At 40.5% G+C, this 21,997-nt stretch carries 10 protein-coding genes, 4 tRNA genes and 6 rRNA genes; 17 read left to right on the top strand and 3 right to left on the bottom strand.

The genetic code is table 11. The features are described 5' to 3' along the window. The first annotated feature begins 2 nt into the window (after positions 1 to 2). The 17 genes from uppS to rrf (MTQ00_RS14140) all read left to right on the top strand — a co-directional run bounded on the left by uppS (position 3) and on the right by rrf (MTQ00_RS14140) (position 19,275). Positions 3 to 752, top strand: coding sequence for a polyprenyl diphosphate synthase (gene uppS / locus MTQ00_RS14220; protein WP_172281079.1), 750 nt, complete (start codon positions 3 to 5; stop codon positions 750 to 752). Positions 753 to 781: 29 nt separating this feature from the next. After that, complete coding sequence (bamA, locus tag MTQ00_RS14215; protein WP_273649870.1) at positions 782 to 3,337, top strand: outer membrane protein assembly factor BamA; 2,556 nt, start codon at positions 782 to 784, stop codon at positions 3,335 to 3,337. A 7-nt stretch (positions 3,338 to 3,344) separates the two neighbouring features. Beyond that, complete coding sequence (locus tag MTQ00_RS14210; RefSeq protein WP_172281075.1) at positions 3,345 to 3,899, top strand: OmpH family outer membrane protein; 555 nt, start codon at positions 3,345 to 3,347, stop codon at positions 3,897 to 3,899. Between the two features lie 65 nt (positions 3,900 to 3,964). Then, positions 3,965 to 4,468 carry an OmpH family outer membrane protein gene (locus MTQ00_RS14205; protein ID WP_172281073.1) on the top strand — a complete coding sequence of 168 codons (504 nt, stop codon included), beginning with the start codon at positions 3,965 to 3,967 and terminating at the stop codon, positions 4,466 to 4,468. A 69-nt stretch (positions 4,469 to 4,537) separates the two neighbouring features. After that, positions 4,538 to 5,023 (top strand): acyl-CoA thioesterase, encoded by a 486-nt coding sequence (locus tag MTQ00_RS14200; protein WP_172281071.1) that lies wholly within the window; start codon positions 4,538 to 4,540, stop codon positions 5,021 to 5,023. After that, positions 5,023 to 5,886 carry a dTDP-4-dehydrorhamnose reductase gene (rfbD, locus tag MTQ00_RS14195; RefSeq protein ID WP_172281069.1) on the top strand — a complete coding sequence of 288 codons (864 nt, stop codon included), beginning with the start codon at positions 5,023 to 5,025 and terminating at the stop codon, positions 5,884 to 5,886. The genes MTQ00_RS14200 and rfbD overlap by 1 nt, the downstream gene beginning before the upstream one ends. A gap of 7 nt (positions 5,887 to 5,893) precedes the next feature. Beyond that, positions 5,894 to 6,577: a hypothetical protein gene (locus tag MTQ00_RS14190; RefSeq protein ID WP_273649865.1), complete on the top strand. Its 684-nt coding sequence runs from the start codon at positions 5,894 to 5,896 to the stop codon at positions 6,575 to 6,577. 718 nt (positions 6,578 to 7,295) lie between these two features. After that, positions 7,296 to 8,812 (top strand): 16S ribosomal RNA (locus MTQ00_RS14185). Between the two features lie 214 nt (positions 8,813 to 9,026). Next, positions 9,027 to 9,100: transfer RNA gene (locus MTQ00_RS14180), tRNA-Ile, on the top strand. A gap of 86 nt (positions 9,101 to 9,186) precedes the next feature. Beyond that, positions 9,187 to 9,260 (top strand) — tRNA-Ala (locus MTQ00_RS14175). Positions 9,261 to 9,432: 172 nt separating this feature from the next. Beyond that, positions 9,433 to 12,187 (top strand): 23S ribosomal RNA (locus MTQ00_RS14170). A gap of 161 nt (positions 12,188 to 12,348) precedes the next feature. Beyond that, positions 12,349 to 12,457 (top strand): 5S ribosomal RNA (gene rrf / locus MTQ00_RS14165). 1,655 nt (positions 12,458 to 14,112) lie between these two features. Next, positions 14,113 to 15,629 (top strand): 16S ribosomal RNA (locus MTQ00_RS14160). Between the two features lie 215 nt (positions 15,630 to 15,844). After that, positions 15,845 to 15,918, top strand: a tRNA-Ile gene (locus tag MTQ00_RS14155). An 86-nt stretch (positions 15,919 to 16,004) separates the two neighbouring features. Further along, positions 16,005 to 16,078: transfer RNA gene (locus MTQ00_RS14150), tRNA-Ala, on the top strand. A 172-nt stretch (positions 16,079 to 16,250) separates the two neighbouring features. After that, a 23S ribosomal RNA gene (locus tag MTQ00_RS14145) occupies positions 16,251 to 19,005 on the top strand. Between the two features lie 161 nt (positions 19,006 to 19,166). Further along, positions 19,167 to 19,275 (top strand): 5S ribosomal RNA (gene rrf / locus MTQ00_RS14140). Together the 16S, 23S and 5S rRNA genes with 4 tRNA genes alongside form the textbook arrangement of a ribosomal RNA operon. Before the next feature lie 195 nt (positions 19,276 to 19,470). Here rrf (MTQ00_RS14140) and MTQ00_RS14135 read toward each other — a convergent pair. The 3 genes from MTQ00_RS14135 to MTQ00_RS14125 form a co-directional block, all read right to left on the bottom strand. Further along, entirely contained in the window at positions 19,471 to 20,142 is a 672-nt protein-coding gene (locus tag MTQ00_RS14135; RefSeq protein ID WP_273649863.1) for a hypothetical protein, read from the bottom strand. A gap of 68 nt (positions 20,143 to 20,210) precedes the next feature. After that, positions 20,211 to 21,497: a spinster family MFS transporter gene (locus MTQ00_RS14130; protein WP_273649861.1), complete on the bottom strand. Its 1,287-nt coding sequence runs from the start codon at positions 21,495 to 21,497 to the stop codon at positions 20,211 to 20,213. A gap of 35 nt (positions 21,498 to 21,532) precedes the next feature. Beyond that, complete coding sequence (locus MTQ00_RS14125) at positions 21,533 to 21,970, bottom strand: DinB family protein (RefSeq protein ID WP_273649859.1); 438 nt, start codon at positions 21,968 to 21,970, stop codon at positions 21,533 to 21,535. Between the last annotated feature and the right edge of the window lie 27 nt (positions 21,971 to 21,997).

Raw genomic sequence — 21,997 nt, 5'->3', positions numbered from 1 at the left:
GTATGTCGTTGATTAAAGATAAAATAAATTCAGAGAACTTACCAAAACATGTTGCTATCATTATGGATGGCAATGGAAGATGGGCAAAATCTCGTGGTGAAGAAAGAACTTTTGGTCATAAAAATGCCATTAATGCTGTAAGAAATGCCATTAATGCGTGTAATGAGATCAATATCCCATATTTAACATTGTATACATTCTCTTCGGAGAATTGGAACCGGCCGAGTGATGAAGTAAATACTTTAATGAATTTGCTTACTGAAACATTATTGCTGGAAGCGGAAGAAATCTTCAGCAAAGGTCTAAGAATGCATGTTATTGGGAATCTGGATAAACTGCCACCTCTTGTAAAAGAGCAGCTGCTAAGAGTGGTGGAATTAACAAAAGAAAACACAAAAGGTAATTTAGTATTAGCGATCAGTTATGGCTCGCAAAACGAGATCCTGAATGCCGTGAGAAATATAAGTTCTGATGTAAAAGAAGGCAAGGTGGATGTAGAGAATATTGATGAGAAATTATTCGAAAATTATCTCTATACAAAAGATTTTCCACCTGTCGATTTATTAATAAGAACCAGTGGTGAAATAAGAATTAGTAATTTTCTTCTTTGGCAGATCGCCTATGCAGAACTCCAGTTTTTAAATGTTCTGTGGCCAGATTTCACAAAAGATATTTTCTTCCAATGTATTGTAGACTATCAAAACAAAGAAAGGAGATATGGCCTAACCGGCGAACAAATAAAAATCCAGTAAAATTTAAAGAAAAGAAAGACTACGATAAAATGAAGTTTAGACTATTACCCATCATCATGTTTGTTGCTTCTGCACATTTTTATGGACAGGTGACTCCACAGGATAGCACAAAAGTGAATAACCCTGTGCATGCAGAAAACCAAACAGGAACCTACGTTCTTAAAGACATTGTTGTAGATGGGGTTAAGAAATATACACCTGCGCAAATCTTAAGATTTACAGGATTATCTAAAGGAGAAAGTGTGGATATCCCCGGACAAAAAGTTAGCAATGCTATCAAAAAGCTTTGGGATACCCAATCATTTTCAGAAGTAGAGGTTTATGTTCAAAGTATTGAAGGAGAAACAGTAGTTTTGAAATTTTACTTGCAGGACTTAAAAGAACTTGGAGAAGTTAAATTTTCCGGTAAAGGAATTGGAAAGTCAAAAAGCGAGAAACTAGCTAAGGATAATAACCTTAAGCCGGGAACTAAAATTACACAGAATTTAGTTTCAAGCCTAAAAACAAATGTTCCTAAAGACTATATTAAGAAAGGTTTTGCAGATGCAAAGATTTCCATTCAGGATAAAGTAAATGCAAATGACCCTGCTTTAGTGGACTGGACCATCAATGTAGATAAAGGCAAAAGAGTAAAGATTGATCATATTGAGTTCGAAGGGAACGAAAATGTGAGCGATTCTAAACTTAGAAACAAAGCATTTAAAGAAACCAAACAAAAAAGATTTGGGATCGGTGGTATCTTGAAATCCTCAAAATTTATCGAAGATAAATATCAGGAAGATAAACAAAGCCTGATCAGCTATTATAACTCATTAGGTTATAGAGATGCTGCTATCGTATCCGATTCTGTTTGGAGAAATAAAAGAAATAATTACGAAATCAACGTAAAATTAAAAGAAGGTAAAAAATACTATATCGGAGATATCACTTTTACCGGAAATACAGTATATGCCACAGAATACCTGCAAAGACTTCTCGGTTATAAAAAAGGAGATATTTATGATGCAGTAGGTTTCAACAAAAAAGTTGGAGAAGATGGAGGTAAGGAGGATGATTCCGATATCAAATCGGTATACATGAATAATGGTTACCTTTTCTCTAATGTAACCCCTGTTGAAAAATCAGTATCTGGTGATTCTATTAATCTGGAAATCAGAGTAAACGAAGGAGAACAGGCAACTTGGAACAGAGTTACTTGGCAAGGAAATACAACAACTCATGACCACGTAATTCTGAGGGCATTAAGAACAAAACCAGGGGAGCTATTTAAGAAAACCGAAATCAAAAGAACTTATTTTGATTTAGCAGGTATGTCTTTCTTTGATCCGCAACAGATCGGTCAGGATATCCAGCCAAATCAGCAGGACAATACAGTAGACATCAACTGGAAACTTGTTGAAAAAGGATCCTCACAAGTACAGCTACAAGCGGGATATGGAGGAAATAGCTTTATCGGAACATTAGGTTTAACCTTTAATAACTTCTCTTTAAAGAACTTCCTGAAGTTTAAGGATTTCAGACCTGTACCTCAGGGAGATGGACAGACCCTGTCTATTCAGGCTCAGGCCGGACAATATTTTCAGAATTATGGGGTGTCGTTTACTGAACCATGGTTATTCGGAACAAAGCCAACGGCACTTTCTGTAAGTATTAATAACTCAATTGTTAGATATAGTACGTCAGTTACAACGACAAGTACTGACGCATCAAGATTGAACATTTTTTCGGCATCTGTTGGGTTAAACAGGCTATTGAAATGGCCGGATGATTATTTCTCATTGTATACTGGGATTCAGTACCAGAAATATGATTTCAAAAACTACCCATTTGACTTTGGTGGAACTACAGAGAATTACGGGACTGCCAATAACTTAAGTTTAAACTTAGGACTAAGCAGAAACTCTGCAGGTATCGACCCGATATTCCCTACAATGGGTTCCAATATCGAACTTTCTGCGAAGTTAACTCCACCATATTCATTGTTTAGTAATAAAGACTATTCTACAATGTCGCCTACGGATAAATATAAGTGGATGGAATTTTATAAAATTAAATTCAAAGCTGATGTTTATAACGAAATTGCAGGTAAGTTAGTTCTAAGGTCTTCTGCCGAAATGGGCTTCATGGATGGTTATAACAAGCAGTTGGGAGCACCACCTTTCGAAAGATTCTATATGGGAGGAACCGGGCTTTTCGGAGGAAGATATGACGGTAGGGAATTAATTCCTTTAAGAGGTTATGAAAATGCTTCTACTTACGGAGGAGATGGTACTCAGGGAGATATCACTCCACAAGGAGGAGGTACCATTTATAATAGATTTACATTAGAGCTAAGATATCCGATATCATTAAATCAGACAGCAAAAATTTATGCACTAACCTTTGCTGAAGGAGGTAACGTTTGGAACTCATGGGGAAGCTACAATCCTTTCCAGTTAAAAAGATCAGTGGGTGTAGGGGTAAGAGTATATATGGGAGCATTTGGATTGATCGGATTTGATTTTGCTTATGGATTTGATAAACCAATAAACTCATCAGAGCCTTCAGGATGGAAGACACACTTCTTAATGAACCAATCATTATAATGATCACATGAAAAAAATTAAAATCATTTTCACATTTGTATTATTTTTGCTCTTCAGTTTTAGCAATGCGCAGAAAATTGGAGTAGTTGATACAGAATATATTTTGAACAAGCTTCCACAATATAAAGAGGCAGAAGCAAGATTAAATTCGCAGATTGATACTTGGGAATCGGAACTTCAGAGTTTGAATGCTGAGTATGAAAAGAAAAGATCTGCATTTGAAAATGAGAGAGTATTATTAGTTGGAGACCAGCTCAAACTGAGAGAAAAGGAAGTAATGGATCTCGACAAAAACATTAAAACAACAACAAGTTTACGCTTTGGAACAAACGGGGAGATTACAAAATTGAGATCTAATCTCGTTGAACCTTTTCAGGATCAAATTTGGAATGCTGTAAAAACCATGTCCGAGAAAAATGGCTTGGGCATAGTTCTTGATAAAAGCAATAACATTAATGTTATTTTTCTTCAAAAAAGATATGACTATACAGACAAAGTACTAGACATTCTTTTAAAAGGAACAGAAAAGAAAGAAAAAACTAATACAAGAGGTAAAAAGTAATCGATGGAATTAACTTTTACTGAAATTAAAAATCTAAAACAAATTAAATTATTTATTTACCAATTATGAAAAAATTAAGTGTATTATTTGCAGCAGTAATGATGGTTGTATCTGTAGGTATGGCAAAAGCTCAAAAAATTGCTACTTTAGATGTTATAGGTGTTCTTAACGCAATGCCTGAAAAGAAAAAGGCTGATGCTGACTTAAAGACTTTCTTAGATACTAAGCAAGCTGAGATCAAAAAGAAAGCAGATGCTGGACAAGCTAAATTAAAGCAATATTCTGAGGAAGCTCCTAAGAAAACTGCCGATGAAAACAAAGCAAGAGAAGCTGAATTAGCTAAAATGCAAGAAGAAATTCAACAAATGAACGATAAAGCTCAGAAAGATTTTGTGGCTAAACAAGATGCAGCTTACGAGCCTATTGAGAAGAAACTAAACGAGGCTGTATCTAAAGTAGCTAAAGCTGCAGGATATGATTTCATTATGGATGCAAACTCTTCCGCATTTGTATACAAAGGAGGTCCGGATGCGACTCCAGCTGTAAAAAAAGAATTAGGTGTTCAATAATCTAACAAATTAACAAACATTTATAAAACTTACCACCTCTTTTAGGGGTGGTTTTTTTATTTTTGCCAAATGGAAAAAGAAGTATCAACAACGGTAAAAGTCAGATTCAGTGATTGCGATCCTATCGGGCATCTCAATAATGTAAAGTATTTGGATTATATGTTTAATGCGAGAGAAGATCACGTTGAAACATTTTATGGCTTTACTTATGAAGAGTACACCAAAAAAACTGGCTGTACCTGGATTGCTATACAGAATGAAATAGCATACCTGAAAGAAGTAAGATACAATACCCAGGTTGTAATCAGCAGCAAAACAATCGACATACAGGACAGAACTGCAAAAGTTGAAATTCTTATGAAGAGTCTTGATGAAAGTACAATTCATGCTGTTTTATGGGTTACCGTAATTTATTTTAATGTTAAAACAAGAAAATCAGATATACATCCTGAAGATATTAAAGAAATTTTCCATAAGTTCTACGTAGATTTAGAAGAAAAAGATTTTCAATCAAGAGTTAAGTTTTTAAGATCCCAAAACGCAAAAAATCCATAATGAAGAAAATAGTTGTTATAGGCAGTAATGGTCAGTTAGGCAATTGTATAAGGAAAATAGCCCCTGATTTTGAAAGTGATTATGAATTTATTTTTACGGACTCCCAGACCCTTGATATTACAGATGAAGACCAGGTAGACACCTTCTTTTACGATAATAAGCCGGACTTCTGTATCAATGCATCAGCGTATACAGCGGTAGATCTGGCTGAAAAAGAGAAAGAAAAAGCATTTGCAGTAAATGCTGATGGGGTAGCACATCTTGCCCAGGCATGTTCTGAACATAAAACAGTTTTAATACATGTTTCTACGGATTATGTTTTTGATGGAGAAACAAATTTATGCTATTCTGAAGATGACTTTACAAATCCGATTGGGGTATATGGAGCATCTAAATTAAGAGGAGAAGAACTTGCATTGGAAATTAACCCTCAAACAATTATCCTGAGAACCTCCTGGCTGTATTCTGAATTCAATAAGAATTTTGTAAAAACCATGCTGAACTTGTTTTCGCAAAAGGATGAGTTGGGAATTGTAGCAGACCAATTCGGACAACCGACTAACGCAAATGATCTTGCAGAGGCCATTATGGATATTATTAAAACCTCACGTAAGAACTTTGGTGTTTTCCATTTTTCAAATTATCCTGAAACCACCTGGTATGAGTTTGCAAAAAAAATTGCTGAATTATCAGAATCATCAGTTAAATTAAATGCACTGACTACTGAACAATATCCTACTCCGGCCAAAAGACCAAAGAGAAGTACAATGTGCTTAGACAAAATTGAAGAAGTTTATAAAATTGAACCCAAACATTGGGAGAATAGTCTTGAAGAATGTGTTAGCATTCTTGCACAACAATAAATATCTTATGAAGAACCTTGCAATTGTAATTTTTGTTTTTGGCATTCATTTTTTTAATGCACAAAATGTGTATTTAACAAAAGTTGAGAAAACAAATGATAACTCAGATAAATTTTTATTTAAAATTAAAGAGGAAATAAAAGATGCGCAATATCTGGGAGAAGTTGAAGTGCGTGGTTTTTCGAAAGACGATGCTGCTGTTTTTTCTATGATATTTAAAAAAGCAAAAGAGATCGGAGCGAATGCAATTTCTTTACAGCCCTTTAACAATGTAGATGGATCTCATCAGGCTTTTAATCCTTCAAATTATAAATTGAATTTATATTATTTGCCAAAAGAAAAATTTGTTTCACAAACAGATCGTATATTTTTGTTTGCATCTTCAGATAAAGAGCAAAAAATTAGTGTTAATAAAAAAGACTATTTATTATCTCCAAGATCTTTTTTTGTGATAGACGTTGTTTCGGGTGAAGTGTATACCATATCTACAAGGAAATTATTAGGTTCTACGATCAAAGTTCAGCCTAAGGCAAATGAAACCAATCAGTATTTCCAGGTGTCAGCTCTTAAAGTAAAATCTGATAATACCGGAGTTGGTGGATTAAACCTTAAATCAGGTGATATTATTGGACTGGAAAAATCTTTTGCTGAATTTTTAAGTTTAATATATACCAAATTAGATTCTAAATAAGAAGAATCTTCTTGTTTGTATAAAATAACGACCTCAAATTCATAGAGGTCGTTTTTCTTTTATATATACTATATGTAAACTTTATCTAGTATTTACCCGTCTCTTCATCTTTTATACTTTTCTTTTTGATAAAAACCCTTCTTTTCTTAGATTTTAATTTTTCCCTTTTCCCTTGTCATGGCTGTTTTCTCTTATGTTTTCGCCTTTATCATTCTAAACCCAGGAAAAAGCATTGAAATTTTTTAAGTTGTTTATCAGTGAGTTAAGATCAAATATGAACTAAATATGAATTTAAATATAAAATGATTTGGATTGTTTGATGAATAAGGTGTACTTTTGCCCCACTGAAAACGAGAGATAGTAGGTAGCGCAGAAGAGGGTAATTATAAACGAAAGATTTAAAAAAAATAAATAATAATTTATTTTGAAAATTGAGAAAAGTTTGTATCTTTGCAGTCCCAATTAAGGGAGCGCGGAGTAAAATTGAGATAAGTGTTAAAGAGGGATTAAGGTTACAGAAAAAAACTTTAAAATTTTCTTCAAAAACATTTGGTCAGTTCAGAAACATTAATTACTTTTGCACTCGCAAATCTAAAGCAATAACGACAGAGAAAAAGCTTTAGAGAAAAGCGGAAGAAAAGAGATCATTGAAATACAATATAACAACCAAGTAAGGAAAAACTAAAGCGTCAAAACTTTGAGTGAGTCAGACAAACATACAATGGAGAGTTTGATCCTGGCTCAGGATGAACGCTAGCGGGAGGCCTAACACATGCAAGCCGAGCGGTATAGATCTTTCGGGATCTAGAGAGCGGCGCACGGGTGCGGAACACGTGTGCAACCTACCTTTATCAGGGGGATAGCCTTTCGAAAGGAAGATTAATACCCCATAATATATTTGATGGCATCATTAGATATTGAAAACTCCGGTGGATAGAGATGGGCACGCGCAAGATTAGATAGTTGGTGAGGTAACGGCTCACCAAGTCAATGATCTTTAGGGGGCCTGAGAGGGTGATCCCCCACACTGGTACTGAGACACGGACCAGACTCCTACGGGAGGCAGCAGTGAGGAATATTGGACAATGGGTGAGAGCCTGATCCAGCCATCCCGCGTGAAGGATGACGGCCCTATGGGTTGTAAACTTCTTTTGTATAGGGATAAACCTACCCTCGTGAGGGTAGCTGAAGGTACTATACGAATAAGCACCGGCTAACTCCGTGCCAGCAGCCGCGGTAATACGGAGGGTGCAAGCGTTATCCGGATTTATTGGGTTTAAAGGGTCCGTAGGCGGACTCGTAAGTCAGTGGTGAAATCTCATAGCTTAACTATGAAACTGCCATTGATACTGCGGGTCTTGAGTAAGGTAGAGGTAGCTGGAATAAGTAGTGTAGCGGTGAAATGCATAGATATTACTTAGAACACCAATTGCGAAGGCAGGTTACCATGTCTTAACTGACGCTGATGGACGAAAGCGTGGGGAGCGAACAGGATTAGATACCCTGGTAGTCCACGCCGTAAACGATGCTAACTCGTTTTTGGGTTTTCGGATTCAGAGACTAAGCGAAAGTGATAAGTTAGCCACCTGGGGAGTACGAACGCAAGTTTGAAACTCAAAGGAATTGACGGGGGCCCGCACAAGCGGTGGATTATGTGGTTTAATTCGATGATACGCGAGGAACCTTACCAAGGCTTAAATGGGAAATGACAGGCTTAGAAATAGGCTTTTCTTCGGACATTTTTCAAGGTGCTGCATGGTTGTCGTCAGCTCGTGCCGTGAGGTGTTAGGTTAAGTCCTGCAACGAGCGCAACCCCTGTCACTAGTTGCCATCATTCAGTTGGGGACTCTAGTGAGACTGCCTACGCAAGTAGAGAGGAAGGTGGGGATGACGTCAAATCATCACGGCCCTTACGCCTTGGGCCACACACGTAATACAATGGCCAGTACAGAGGGCTGCTACCAGGCGACTGGATGCTAATCTCGAAAGCTGGTCTCAGTTCGGATTGGAGTCTGCAACTCGACTCTATGAAGCTGGAATCGCTAGTAATCGCGCATCAGCCATGGCGCGGTGAATACGTTCCCGGGCCTTGTACACACCGCCCGTCAAGCCATGGAAGTCTGGGGTACCTGAAGTCGGTGACCGTAACAGGAGCTGCCTAGGGTAAAACAGGTAACTAGGGCTAAGTCGTAACAAGGTAGCCGTACCGGAAGGTGCGGCTGGAACATCTCATTTTAGAGCGTTGAAGAACGTTAAACAAAATAAAGGTACTTAAGTGTACCATGTACTTACTTAAAGAGAAGCTTTAGTTTTTTATTTGGTTGATATATAAAAAAATACAACACCCACTAGAAATTAGTAAAAGGGAAGAGATTTAGAAAAGAAGTTAGAAATTAGAAGTTAGAGATTAGTCTAACATCTGATATCTAAAATCTAACATCTAAAACAAAGTCTCGTAGCTCAGCTGGTTAGAGCGCTACACTGATAATGTAGAGGTCGGCAGTTCGAGCCTGCCCGAGACTACTAATTATAAGACGGGAAGAGATCAGATATAAGACATGAGACATTAAGTCTGAGATCTAGGATCTGATATCTGAAGTCTACTAGAGGGGGAATTAGCTCAGCTGGCTAGAGCGCCTGCCTTGCACGCAGGAGGTCAAGGGTTCGACTCCCTTATTCTCCACAGTTTGTATATGTAAAAAAGAAGCATGTAAACCTCATGACGAGAGCCGTCATTGATACATGAATACGTTTTACATTAATACAGAAGAAATAAAGATCATTGACATTAACGGTAAAGACATCACAAAGAGAAAACCGAGCACTTATAAGTGCTTGAGTAACCTAAAAATAGGAAAGAAATCGTTAAGGGCGTATGGCGGATGCCTAGGCTTTCAGAGGCGACGAAGGACGTGGTAAGCTGCGAAAAGCTGCGGGGATTGGCACACACGAATTGATCCGCAGATGTCCGAATGGGGCAACCCAATACATTGAAGATGTATTACCTCGTAAGAGGAGCAAACCCGGAGAACTGAAACATCTAAGTACCCGGAGGAAAAGAAATCGAAGAGATTCCGTAAGTAGTGGCGAGCGAAAGCGGATTAGCCCAAAAGTCTTTATATATTTAGAAGAACGTACTGGAAAGTGCGGCCATAGACGGTGATAGCCCGGTATTCGAAAGGTATATATAGATGATAAATGAGTAGGGCGGGACACGTGAAATCCTGTCTGAATATGGGGGGACCATCCTCCAAGGCTAAATACTCCTGAAAGACCGATAGTGAACAAGTACTGTGAAGGAAAGGTGAAAAGCACTTCGAATAGAAGGGTGAAATAGAACCTGAAACCGTACGCCTACAAGCGGTCGGAGCCCACAAGTTGGGTGACGGCGTGCCTTTTGCATAATGAGCCTACGAGTTAATTTTACTAGCGAGGTTAAGGACTTCAGGTCCGGAGCCGGAGCGAAAGCGAGTCTGAATAGGGCGGATAGTTAGTAGGATTAGACGCGAAACCTTGTGATCTACCCATGGGCAGGTTGAAGCTCTGGTAACACAGAGTGGAGGACCGAACCGGTTGACGTTGAAAAGTCTTCGGATGACCTGTGGGTAGGGGTGAAAGGCCAATCAAACTGGGAGATAGCTCGTACTCCCCGAAATGCATTTAGGTGCAGCGTTGATTATAAGTTTATTAGAGGTAGAGCTACTGATTGGATGCGGGGGTTTCACCGCCTACCAATTCCTGACAAACTCCGAATGCTAATAAATGTTGATCAGCAGTGAGGGCATGGGTGCTAAGGTCCATGTCCGAGAGGGAAAGAACCCAGACCAACAGCTAAGGTCCCCAAATATATGTTAAGTTGAAGCAACGCGGTTGGACTGCATTGACAGCTAGGATGTTGGCTTGGAAGCAGCCATTCATTTAAAGAGTGCGTAACAGCTCACTAGTCGAGCGGTCCGGCATGGATAATAATCGGGCATAAACATATTACCGAAGCTATGGATTTGTACATTGTACATCTGGTAGGGGAGCATTCTGTTTGCGCCGAAGCAGTATCGTGAGGTATTGTGGAGCGGACAGAAAAGAAAATGTAGGCATAAGTAACGATAAAGGGGGCGAGAAACCCCCTCACCGAAAGACTAAGGTTTCCTCAGCCATGCTAATCAGCTGAGGGTTAGTCGGGACCTAACGCGAACCCGAAAGGGGTAGTGGATGGACAATGGGTTAATATTCCCATACTTGCTCACACTAAAAAGGGGACGGAGTGCCGTACCTGCTGGAGACTGACGGAATAGTCAAGGCCTAGCCTTCGGGCGAAGCTGCTGCAGGGAAAGTGCTTCCAAGAAAAGCCGAAGTGAAGCAACCCGTACCAAAACCGACACAGGTAGTCGAGGAGAGAATCCTAAGGTGCTCGAGTGAGTCGTGGCTAAGGAACTAGGCAAAATAGTCTCGTAACTTCGGAAGAAGAGACGCCATCAGCAATGGTGGCCGCAGTGAAGAGGCCCAGGCGACTGTTTATCAAAAACACAGGACTCTGCTAAATCGAAAGATGCTGTATAGGGTCTGACACCTGCCCGGTGCTGGAAGGTTAAGGAAGGGCGTTAGCGTAAGCGAAGCGTTTGACTGAAGCCCCAGTAAACGGCGGCCGTAACTATAACGGTCCTAAGGTAGCGAAATTCCTTGTCGGGTAAGTTCCGACCTGCACGAATGGTGTAACGATCTGGGCACTGTCTCAGCCACGAGCTCGGTGAAATTGTAGTATCGGTGAAGATGCCGATTACCCGCAATGGGACGAAAAGACCCTGTGAACCTTTACTATAACTTCGTATTGACTTTGAGTAAGTAATGTGTAGGATAGGTGGGAGACTATGAAGCAGGCACGCTAGTGTTTGTGGAGTCAACGTTGAAATACCACCCTTTACTTACTTGGAGCCTAACTTCCTTTAGGAAGGACATTGCGTGGTGGGTAGTTTGACTGGGGTGGTCGCCTCCAAAAGAGTAACGGAGGCTTTCAAAGGTACCCTCAGCACGCTTGGTAACCGTGCGTAGAGTGTAATGGCATAAGGGTGCTTGACTGTGAGACCTACAAGTCGATCAGGTGCGAAAGCAGGACATAGTGATCCGGTGGTTCCGTATGGAAGGGCCATCGCTCATAGGATAAAAGGTACTCCGGGGATAACAGGCTAGTCTCCCCCAAGAGCTCACATCGACGGGGAGGTTCGGCACCTCGATGTCGGCTCGTCACATCCTGGGGCTGGAGAAGGTCCCAAGGGTTGGGCTGTTCGCCCATTAAAGTGGCACGCGAGCTGGGTTCAGAACGTCGTGAGACAGTTCGGTCTCTATCTATTGCGGGCGTTAGATGTTTGAGAGGGCTTGATTCTAGTACGAGAGGACCGAATTGAACAAACCTCTGGTGTATCAGTTGTACCGCCAGGTGCACCGCTGAGTAGCTATGTTTGGAAGAGATAAGCACTGAAAGCATATAAGTGCGAAACTCGCCTCAAGATGAGACATCTTTTAAGGGTCGTGGGAGATGACCACGTTGATAGGCTACAGGTGTAAAGTTGGTAACAGCATAGCCGAGTAGTACTAATTACCCGTAGATTTATAGCCTATAGGTTACACTAGTTCAAGTCTTATAAGTGCAATACTGGTTTTGCCTTTGTGATGAAATTTACCGATAAAACAGATGTCAGATACAAGACATCAGATGACAGACTTTATAATGAGTCTGAAATCTGAAATCTAGCCTCTGATATCTTATATACCTTCTTTAGGGTGGTTTTAGCGGTGGGGCTCACCTGTTCCCATTCCGAACACAGAAGTTAAGCCCACCAGCGCCGATGGTACTGCGACAAGCGGGAGAGTAGGTCGCCGCCAGTTTTTATTAAAAGTCTCATACATGAATTTGTATGAGACTTTTTTGTTTTATAACTATACCTATACATATCTATACCTACCATACCATAGGAATAAAAGATAAATGATCATTGATGAATTATAAATGATAAAAGATCAATCATCAATTATCAATCATTATTGATTAACAGACAAATATCAATTAATAGGGCTCATTATCAATCATCATTTTATCATTTATCATTCATAGTTAGTAGGACTTTGTATTTTATTCCTCTTCCAACAACAACAACAACAACAACAACAACAACAACTACTACTACTACTACTTTAGGCTCTTTATTCTTTTACAAGCTTTCATCAATAGAGGTGGTCTTTAGCCCTTCAGTAATAGCCTCCAAAATCCTAGTGGCTTTAGCCAACTTAAAAACTTTCCATTTTTAATTTTCAACTTTTAGGTTTTAATCGCCAATCACCAATAATATCTTAATCAATTATAAATTATTCCATATTGTTATTGCATGCACAGCTTAATGAATTATATGCCTGGAAGAATGACCTTATCCGGAATAAAGATATCCCAATAGTATATTGCAATTGATGAAAAGCTTTACTTTAGGAACAGGATCTAAATCCTAGGAAATTTGAGCTCAAAGATTTTATCCTGTCATCCGAAGCAATACAAGATATAATATGATCTATACTTTAATAACGGGCATAATGATATGGATTACGAATATCAATATAATCGGAGATCATATAAAGACCCTATCTTGCACCTTTACCAGTAATAAGTATGTTGATTTATTATTCAAGCTACCACAATGTGGTGAAAAAGGAGGAAATTTAAATAAAGAATAAAGAATAAAGAATAAAGAATAAAGAATAAAGAATAAAGAATAAAGAGATACTTATTGATCTTATAAAATGCTACATCATATTTTTTGTTGTGTTCAAACCGAATTTATTGCAGTCTTTTTTTTAGTCAGATATTTTTTTCTTTACTCTTCAGCACTTCATTTTCCATTTTTCTCCTTACTTTTCCCTTTCTACTTCTTGTTTTTCCTGTCTCAACCCTCCATTTTTCCATAGAAAACCCTTCATTTTATAGCTTTTATTTTTTTCCTTTTCCCTTGTTATGGCAGTTTTCTCTTATGTTTTCGCCTTTATCATTCTAAACCCAGGAAAAAGCATTGAAATTTTTTAAGTTGCTTATCAGTGAGTTAAGATCAAATATGAACTAAATATGAATTTAAATATAAAATGATTTGGATTGTTTGATGAATAAGGTGTACTTTTGCCCCACTGAAAACGAGAGATAGTAGGTAGCGCAGAAGAGGGTAATTATAAACGAAAGATTTAAAAAAAATAAATAATAATTTATTTTGAAAATTGAGAAAAGTTTGTATCTTTGCAGTCCCAATTAAGGGAGCGCGGAGTAAAATTGAGATAAGTGTTAAAGAGGGATTAAGGTTACAGAAAAAAACTTTAAAATTTTCTTCAAAAACATTTGGTCAGTTCAGAAACATTAATTACTTTTGCACTCGCAAATCTAAAGCAATAACGACAGAGAAAAAGCTTTAGAGAAAAGCGGAAGAAAAGAGATCATTGAAATACAATATAACAACCAAGTAAGGAAAAACTAAAGCGTCAAAACTTTGAGTGAGTCAGACAAACATACAATGGAGAGTTTGATCCTGGCTCAGGATGAACGCTAGCGGGAGGCCTAACACATGCAAGCCGAGCGGTATAGATCTTTCGGGATCTAGAGAGCGGCGCACGGGTGCGGAACACGTGTGCAACCTACCTTTATCAGGGGGATAGCCTTTCGAAAGGAAGATTAATACCCCATAATATATTTGATGGCATCATTAGATATTGAAAACTCCGGTGGATAGAGATGGGCACGCGCAAGATTAGATAGTTGGTGAGGTAACGGCTCACCAAGTCAATGATCTTTAGGGGGCCTGAGAGGGTGATCCCCCACACTGGTACTGAGACACGGACCAGACTCCTACGGGAGGCAGCAGTGAGGAATATTGGACAATGGGTGAGAGCCTGATCCAGCCATCCCGCGTGAAGGATGACGGCCCTATGGGTTGTAAACTTCTTTTGTATAGGGATAAACCTACCCTCGTGAGGGTAGCTGAAGGTACTATACGAATAAGCACCGGCTAACTCCGTGCCAGCAGCCGCGGTAATACGGAGGGTGCAAGCGTTATCCGGATTTATTGGGTTTAAAGGGTCCGTAGGCGGACTCGTAAGTCAGTGGTGAAATCTCATAGCTTAACTATGAAACTGCCATTGATACTGCGGGTCTTGAGTAAGGTAGAGGTAGCTGGAATAAGTAGTGTAGCGGTGAAATGCATAGATATTACTTAGAACACCAATTGCGAAGGCAGGTTACCATGTCTTAACTGACGCTGATGGACGAAAGCGTGGGGAGCGAACAGGATTAGATACCCTGGTAGTCCACGCCGTAAACGATGCTAACTCGTTTTTGGGTTTTCGGATTCAGAGACTAAGCGAAAGTGATAAGTTAGCCACCTGGGGAGTACGAACGCAAGTTTGAAACTCAAAGGAATTGACGGGGGCCCGCACAAGCGGTGGATTATGTGGTTTAATTCGATGATACGCGAGGAACCTTACCAAGGCTTAAATGGGAAATGACAGGCTTAGAAATAGGCTTTTCTTCGGACATTTTTCAAGGTGCTGCATGGTTGTCGTCAGCTCGTGCCGTGAGGTGTTAGGTTAAGTCCTGCAACGAGCGCAACCCCTGTCACTAGTTGCCATCATTCAGTTGGGGACTCTAGTGAGACTGCCTACGCAAGTAGAGAGGAAGGTGGGGATGACGTCAAATCATCACGGCCCTTACGCCTTGGGCCACACACGTAATACAATGGCCAGTACAGAGGGCTGCTACCAGGCGACTGGATGCTAATCTCGAAAGCTGGTCTCAGTTCGGATTGGAGTCTGCAACTCGACTCTATGAAGCTGGAATCGCTAGTAATCGCGCATCAGCCATGGCGCGGTGAATACGTTCCCGGGCCTTGTACACACCGCCCGTCAAGCCATGGAAGTCTGGGGTACCTGAAGTCGGTGACCGTAACAGGAGCTGCCTAGGGTAAAACAGGTAACTAGGGCTAAGTCGTAACAAGGTAGCCGTACCGGAAGGTGCGGCTGGAACATCTCATTTTAGAGCGTTGAAGAACGTTAAACAAAATAAAGGTACTTAAGTGTACCATGTACTTACTTAAAGAGAAGCTTTAGTTTTTTATTTGGTTGATATATAAAAAAATACAACACCCACTAGAAATTAGTAAAAGGGAAGAGAGACAAGAGGAAAGATAGAAGAAGAAAGACCATGTAAGTCTGATATCTGGGATCTTGAATCTGCAAGTCTAACAAGACAGTCTCGTAGCTCAGCTGGTTAGAGCGCTACACTGATAATGTAGAGGTCGGCAGTTCGAGCCTGCCCGAGACTACTAATTATAAGACGGGAAGAGATCAGATATAAGACATGAGACATTAAGTCTGAGATCTAGGATCTGATATCTGAAGTCTACTAGAGGGGGAATTAGCTCAGCTGGCTAGAGCGCCTGCCTTGCACGCAGGAGGTCAAGGGTTCGACTCCCTTATTCTCCACAGTTTGTATATGTAAAAAAGAAGCATGTAAACCTCATGACGAGAGCCGTCATTGATACATGAATACGTTTTACATTAATACAGAAGAAATAAAGATCATTGACATTAACGGTAAAGACATCACAAAGAGAAAACCGAGCACTTATAAGTGCTTGAGTAACCTAAAAATAGGAAAGAAATCGTTAAGGGCGTATGGCGGATGCCTAGGCTTTCAGAGGCGACGAAGGACGTGGTAAGCTGCGAAAAGCTGCGGGGATTGGCACACACGAATTGATCCGCAGATGTCCGAATGGGGCAACCCAATACATTGAAGATGTATTACCTCGTAAGAGGAGCAAACCCGGAGAACTGAAACATCTAAGTACCCGGAGGAAAAGAAATCGAAGAGATTCCGTAAGTAGTGGCGAGCGAAAGCGGATTAGCCCAAAAGTCTTTATATATTTAGAAGAACGTACTGGAAAGTGCGGCCATAGACGGTGATAGCCCGGTATTCGAAAGGTATATATAGATGATAAATGAGTAGGGCGGGACACGTGAAATCCTGTCTGAATATGGGGGGACCATCCTCCAAGGCTAAATACTCCTGAAAGACCGATAGTGAACAAGTACTGTGAAGGAAAGGTGAAAAGCACTTCGAATAGAAGGGTGAAATAGAACCTGAAACCGTACGCCTACAAGCGGTCGGAGCCCACAAGTTGGGTGACGGCGTGCCTTTTGCATAATGAGCCTACGAGTTAATTTTACTAGCGAGGTTAAGGACTTCAGGTCCGGAGCCGGAGCGAAAGCGAGTCTGAATAGGGCGGATAGTTAGTAGGATTAGACGCGAAACCTTGTGATCTACCCATGGGCAGGTTGAAGCTCTGGTAACACAGAGTGGAGGACCGAACCGGTTGACGTTGAAAAGTCTTCGGATGACCTGTGGGTAGGGGTGAAAGGCCAATCAAACTGGGAGATAGCTCGTACTCCCCGAAATGCATTTAGGTGCAGCGTTGATTATAAGTTTATTAGAGGTAGAGCTACTGATTGGATGCGGGGGTTTCACCGCCTACCAATTCCTGACAAACTCCGAATGCTAATAAATGTTGATCAGCAGTGAGGGCATGGGTGCTAAGGTCCATGTCCGAGAGGGAAAGAACCCAGACCAACAGCTAAGGTCCCCAAATATATGTTAAGTTGAAGCAACGCGGTTGGACTGCATTGACAGCTAGGATGTTGGCTTGGAAGCAGCCATTCATTTAAAGAGTGCGTAACAGCTCACTAGTCGAGCGGTCCGGCATGGATAATAATCGGGCATAAACATATTACCGAAGCTATGGATTTGTACATTGTACATCTGGTAGGGGAGCATTCTGTTTGCGCCGAAGCAGTATCGTGAGGTATTGTGGAGCGGACAGAAAAGAAAATGTAGGCATAAGTAACGATAAAGGGGGCGAGAAACCCCCTCACCGAAAGACTAAGGTTTCCTCAGCCATGCTAATCAGCTGAGGGTTAGTCGGGACCTAACGCGAACCCGAAAGGGGTAGTGGATGGACAATGGGTTAATATTCCCATACTTGCTCACACTAAAAAGGGGACGGAGTGCCGTACCTGCTGGAGACTGACGGAATAGTCAAGGCCTAGCCTTCGGGCGAAGCTGCTGCAGGGAAAGTGCTTCCAAGAAAAGCCGAAGTGAAGCAACCCGTACCAAAACCGACACAGGTAGTCGAGGAGAGAATCCTAAGGTGCTCGAGTGAGTCGTGGCTAAGGAACTAGGCAAAATAGTCTCGTAACTTCGGAAGAAGAGACGCCATCAGCAATGGTGGCCGCAGTGAAGAGGCCCAGGCGACTGTTTATCAAAAACACAGGACTCTGCTAAATCGAAAGATGCTGTATAGGGTCTGACACCTGCCCGGTGCTGGAAGGTTAAGGAAGGGCGTTAGCGTAAGCGAAGCGTTTGACTGAAGCCCCAGTAAACGGCGGCCGTAACTATAACGGTCCTAAGGTAGCGAAATTCCTTGTCGGGTAAGTTCCGACCTGCACGAATGGTGTAACGATCTGGGCACTGTCTCAGCCACGAGCTCGGTGAAATTGTAGTATCGGTGAAGATGCCGATTACCCGCAATGGGACGAAAAGACCCTGTGAACCTTTACTATAACTTCGTATTGACTTTGAGTAAGTAATGTGTAGGATAGGTGGGAGACTATGAAGCAGGCACGCTAGTGTTTGTGGAGTCAACGTTGAAATACCACCCTTTACTTACTTGGAGCCTAACTTCCTTTAGGAAGGACATTGCGTGGTGGGTAGTTTGACTGGGGTGGTCGCCTCCAAAAGAGTAACGGAGGCTTTCAAAGGTACCCTCAGCACGCTTGGTAACCGTGCGTAGAGTGTAATGGCATAAGGGTGCTTGACTGTGAGACCTACAAGTCGATCAGGTGCGAAAGCAGGACATAGTGATCCGGTGGTTCCGTATGGAAGGGCCATCGCTCATAGGATAAAAGGTACTCCGGGGATAACAGGCTAGTCTCCCCCAAGAGCTCACATCGACGGGGAGGTTCGGCACCTCGATGTCGGCTCGTCACATCCTGGGGCTGGAGAAGGTCCCAAGGGTTGGGCTGTTCGCCCATTAAAGTGGCACGCGAGCTGGGTTCAGAACGTCGTGAGACAGTTCGGTCTCTATCTATTGCGGGCGTTAGATGTTTGAGAGGGCTTGATTCTAGTACGAGAGGACCGAATTGAACAAACCTCTGGTGTATCAGTTGTACCGCCAGGTGCACCGCTGAGTAGCTATGTTTGGAAGAGATAAGCACTGAAAGCATATAAGTGCGAAACTCGCCTCAAGATGAGACATCTTTTAAGGGTCGTGGGAGATGACCACGTTGATAGGCTACAGGTGTAAAGTTGGTAACAGCATAGCCGAGTAGTACTAATTACCCGTAGATTTATAGCCTATAGGTTACACTAGTTCAAGTCTTATAAGTGCAATACTGGTTTTGCCTTTGTGATGAAATTTACCGATAAAACAGATGTCAGATACAAGACATCAGATGACAGACTTTATAATGAGTCTGAAATCTGAAATCTAGCCTCTGATATCTTATATACCTTCTTTAGGGTGGTTTTAGCGGTGGGGCTCACCTGTTCCCATTCCGAACACAGAAGTTAAGCCCACCAGCGCCGATGGTACTGCGACAAGCGGGAGAGTAGGTCGCCGCCAGTTTTTATTAAAAGTCTCATACATGAATTTGTATGAGACTTTTTTGTTTTATAACTATACCTATACATATCTATACCTACTACACCATACCATAGAATAAATGATAAAGATAAGGGCAATGATCATTGATCATTGATGAATTATAAATGATAAAAGATCATTCATCAAATATCAATCATCATTTATTATTAATGCTATCTATCTAAACTCTTTTCGAAGAAACAATCCAACATTGGTTTTGGTTACAGGGTTTAATCCATACTGATCAAAATCTATAGCAAGTCCATATTGAAAGGCTTTGTTGTCCAATCCTATCCGAAATTGTTGCTGACTTCTACGGTGTAGTTTAAAATCTAACCAGCTGGTAGTGGCCAGTAGCTGGGTAAAGAGCTGATAATCTCGATTGATTGGATACCGATAATTGATCATTACAATAGCTTCCCGCAAAGGAATATTGATTACCATGTAAGAAAGAAGTATTATAGCGGATAATCTTGGAGTACGTTTGGAATATTGTACTGTTAGAAAAGGAGTAATTCCGGTAGTATTAACGAATTTCATTCCGGCACCCGCCGCAAAAGGACCTGCGTAATTATAGGTTACAGCCATATTACTAAATACTTCATCAAAACGACGGTCATCTTTAGTATAGAAGCTGTGTACAGCTGTTATGTTAAGAAGATTAAATTTCTTTTGTCTATCAATTTTTTTTGTAACAATTGTGGACAGCAGTATTTTTCTATAACCTGCATCAATCTCTGTTTGAATTATCGGTGGAGATGGGATACTATCATTGGTGATTTGTGCGTGAAATAAGTATGATAAAAGTAAAAGGCAATAGCTGAAATTTTTTTTATACGAATAAAGCATAGAGATATAAGTCTTAAAATAAACAATTAAAATAGGTTGTATCAAAAACAGTAAGAATAAATCTATCTTTATTCTATTGTATTAATGTCTTTTCTTAGAAGCCCTGAAGCTTTCCAATAAATGATACTTGCTAGCAATGCTACACCTGTTGCAGATAACAATGAATAGCGTATGGCATTAACACTATATGTTTCAGACAAAAGATCATTGAAAAAGCCTGGGACAGAACTGCCAAATCCATGACCGATAAAGTTGCAGGAAATGGTTAATATTGCGGCAGCCAGTGTACGTACTTCAACACGTGTGACTGTCTGAGCTACACCCCACGATACTCCAATATGAAATGCGAGAAAAAATGTTGTCATACCGAGTCCTATAATGGCCATAGCAGCATTTGTGGAAAATAGGAATACAAGAGAAAAGGCGGCACATAAAAATGTTGCTATAGCTGGGATTTGTAAGATATATTTATAATCTTTCTTTCCAAAGGTATTGGAAAGCCATCCTCCAAGAAAGGCACCTGCAAGACCCGTTCCCCCTTTCACCACTCCTACAATCAATCCTATTTGTTTTCCATTAAAGTGATAAATTCTTCTGAGGAAAGTTGCTTCCCACGTACTTAATGCATAAATCACGAAAGCTCCCATAGTGGTTGCGATGAGTACAAGAAGATAACTTTGCCGGCTAAAAATGTCTTTAAGGGCTTCTTTTAAAGGAATTCCAAGCTCTTTTAGTTTGTAATGTTCTTCTGAGCTGCCTCGTAATGGTTCTTTCATTGTTAAACGGATAATGAGAGCAAGTATAAGTCCGGGTGCTCCGGCAAAAAAGAAGGCATAACGCCATCCCAACATTTGGCCTACAAGACCAGCAATGATATAGCCTAACAGTATTCCAATGTGAAGACCTCCGGAATAAATGCTGAAAGCTTTAGGACGCTTTTCTTTCGGGAAAAAATCGGAAAGAAGAGAATGACCAGGAGCAGACCCCATTGACTCTCCAAAGCCAACCATGATCCTGGCAATAGTAAGCTGAAGAGTATTAGCCACAAGTCCGCTAAAAGCAGTCATGGCACTCCATATAGTAAGTCCTGTAACCACAATATTCCTTCTGTTATATCGGTCGGCAAGTCTTGCAACGGGAAAGGTCATGGCAGAATAAAATGCAACGAAAGCGAAGCCTGATAATAAACCCATCACAGTGTCTGATAGGTGGAATTCCTCTCTGATAGGGTCCAAAAGTACATTGAAAATAACCCGGTCCAATAACCCTAGCGCAAATACCAGAGTCAGTAATAGTAGTGCATAATTAGGCTGGGTTTGCCCCAGCCTTTTATGCTCAGAAATTTGAGAGTTCATATAAGTTTTATTTTTTATGTGAATATATTATATCCCTAGTTGATCTGACTCACGACCCTGTTAATTTGAGCAACGTGGATAGCATCATGCTCAACGATAAAATGATCAATAAAATCCCTAAGTTTCATTAATCCGAATTTATGATTCATATGCTGAATTTCCTTTTCTAGGTCGGAAGGGGTCAGCTTTTCAAATAAACGGGTAATTTCGGTATAGCTTTTTTCCAATCTGTCCCGGATTTCTGCTGGTGATGGTTGAATTTTATCCGCTTCTTCTATATTGGCTAAACGAATTGGATTATCCATTTTTCTACCAATAGAAATAGAAGGATCATCCAATACTTTTTGGATTTCGTTTACAAAGAAAATCCGGGCTTCACCAATATGCCAGAATACAATACCAGAAGACCATTCTTCGCTCGAAGGCCTTATATATAGCTTTTGTGTGGGAACAACTTTGTCTAGTAAATCCAAGAATTTTTTTGGGAATGTTGAAGAGAT

Origin of the sequence: Chryseobacterium sp. B21-037 (genome assembly GCF_028570785.1) — a bacterium.
GTDB classification, from domain to species: domain Bacteria; phylum Bacteroidota; class Bacteroidia; order Flavobacteriales; family Weeksellaceae; genus Chryseobacterium; species Chryseobacterium proteolyticum.
The sequence above is the reverse complement of the archived record's forward strand: the minus strand, read 5'-3'. Positions and strand labels throughout refer to the sequence as shown.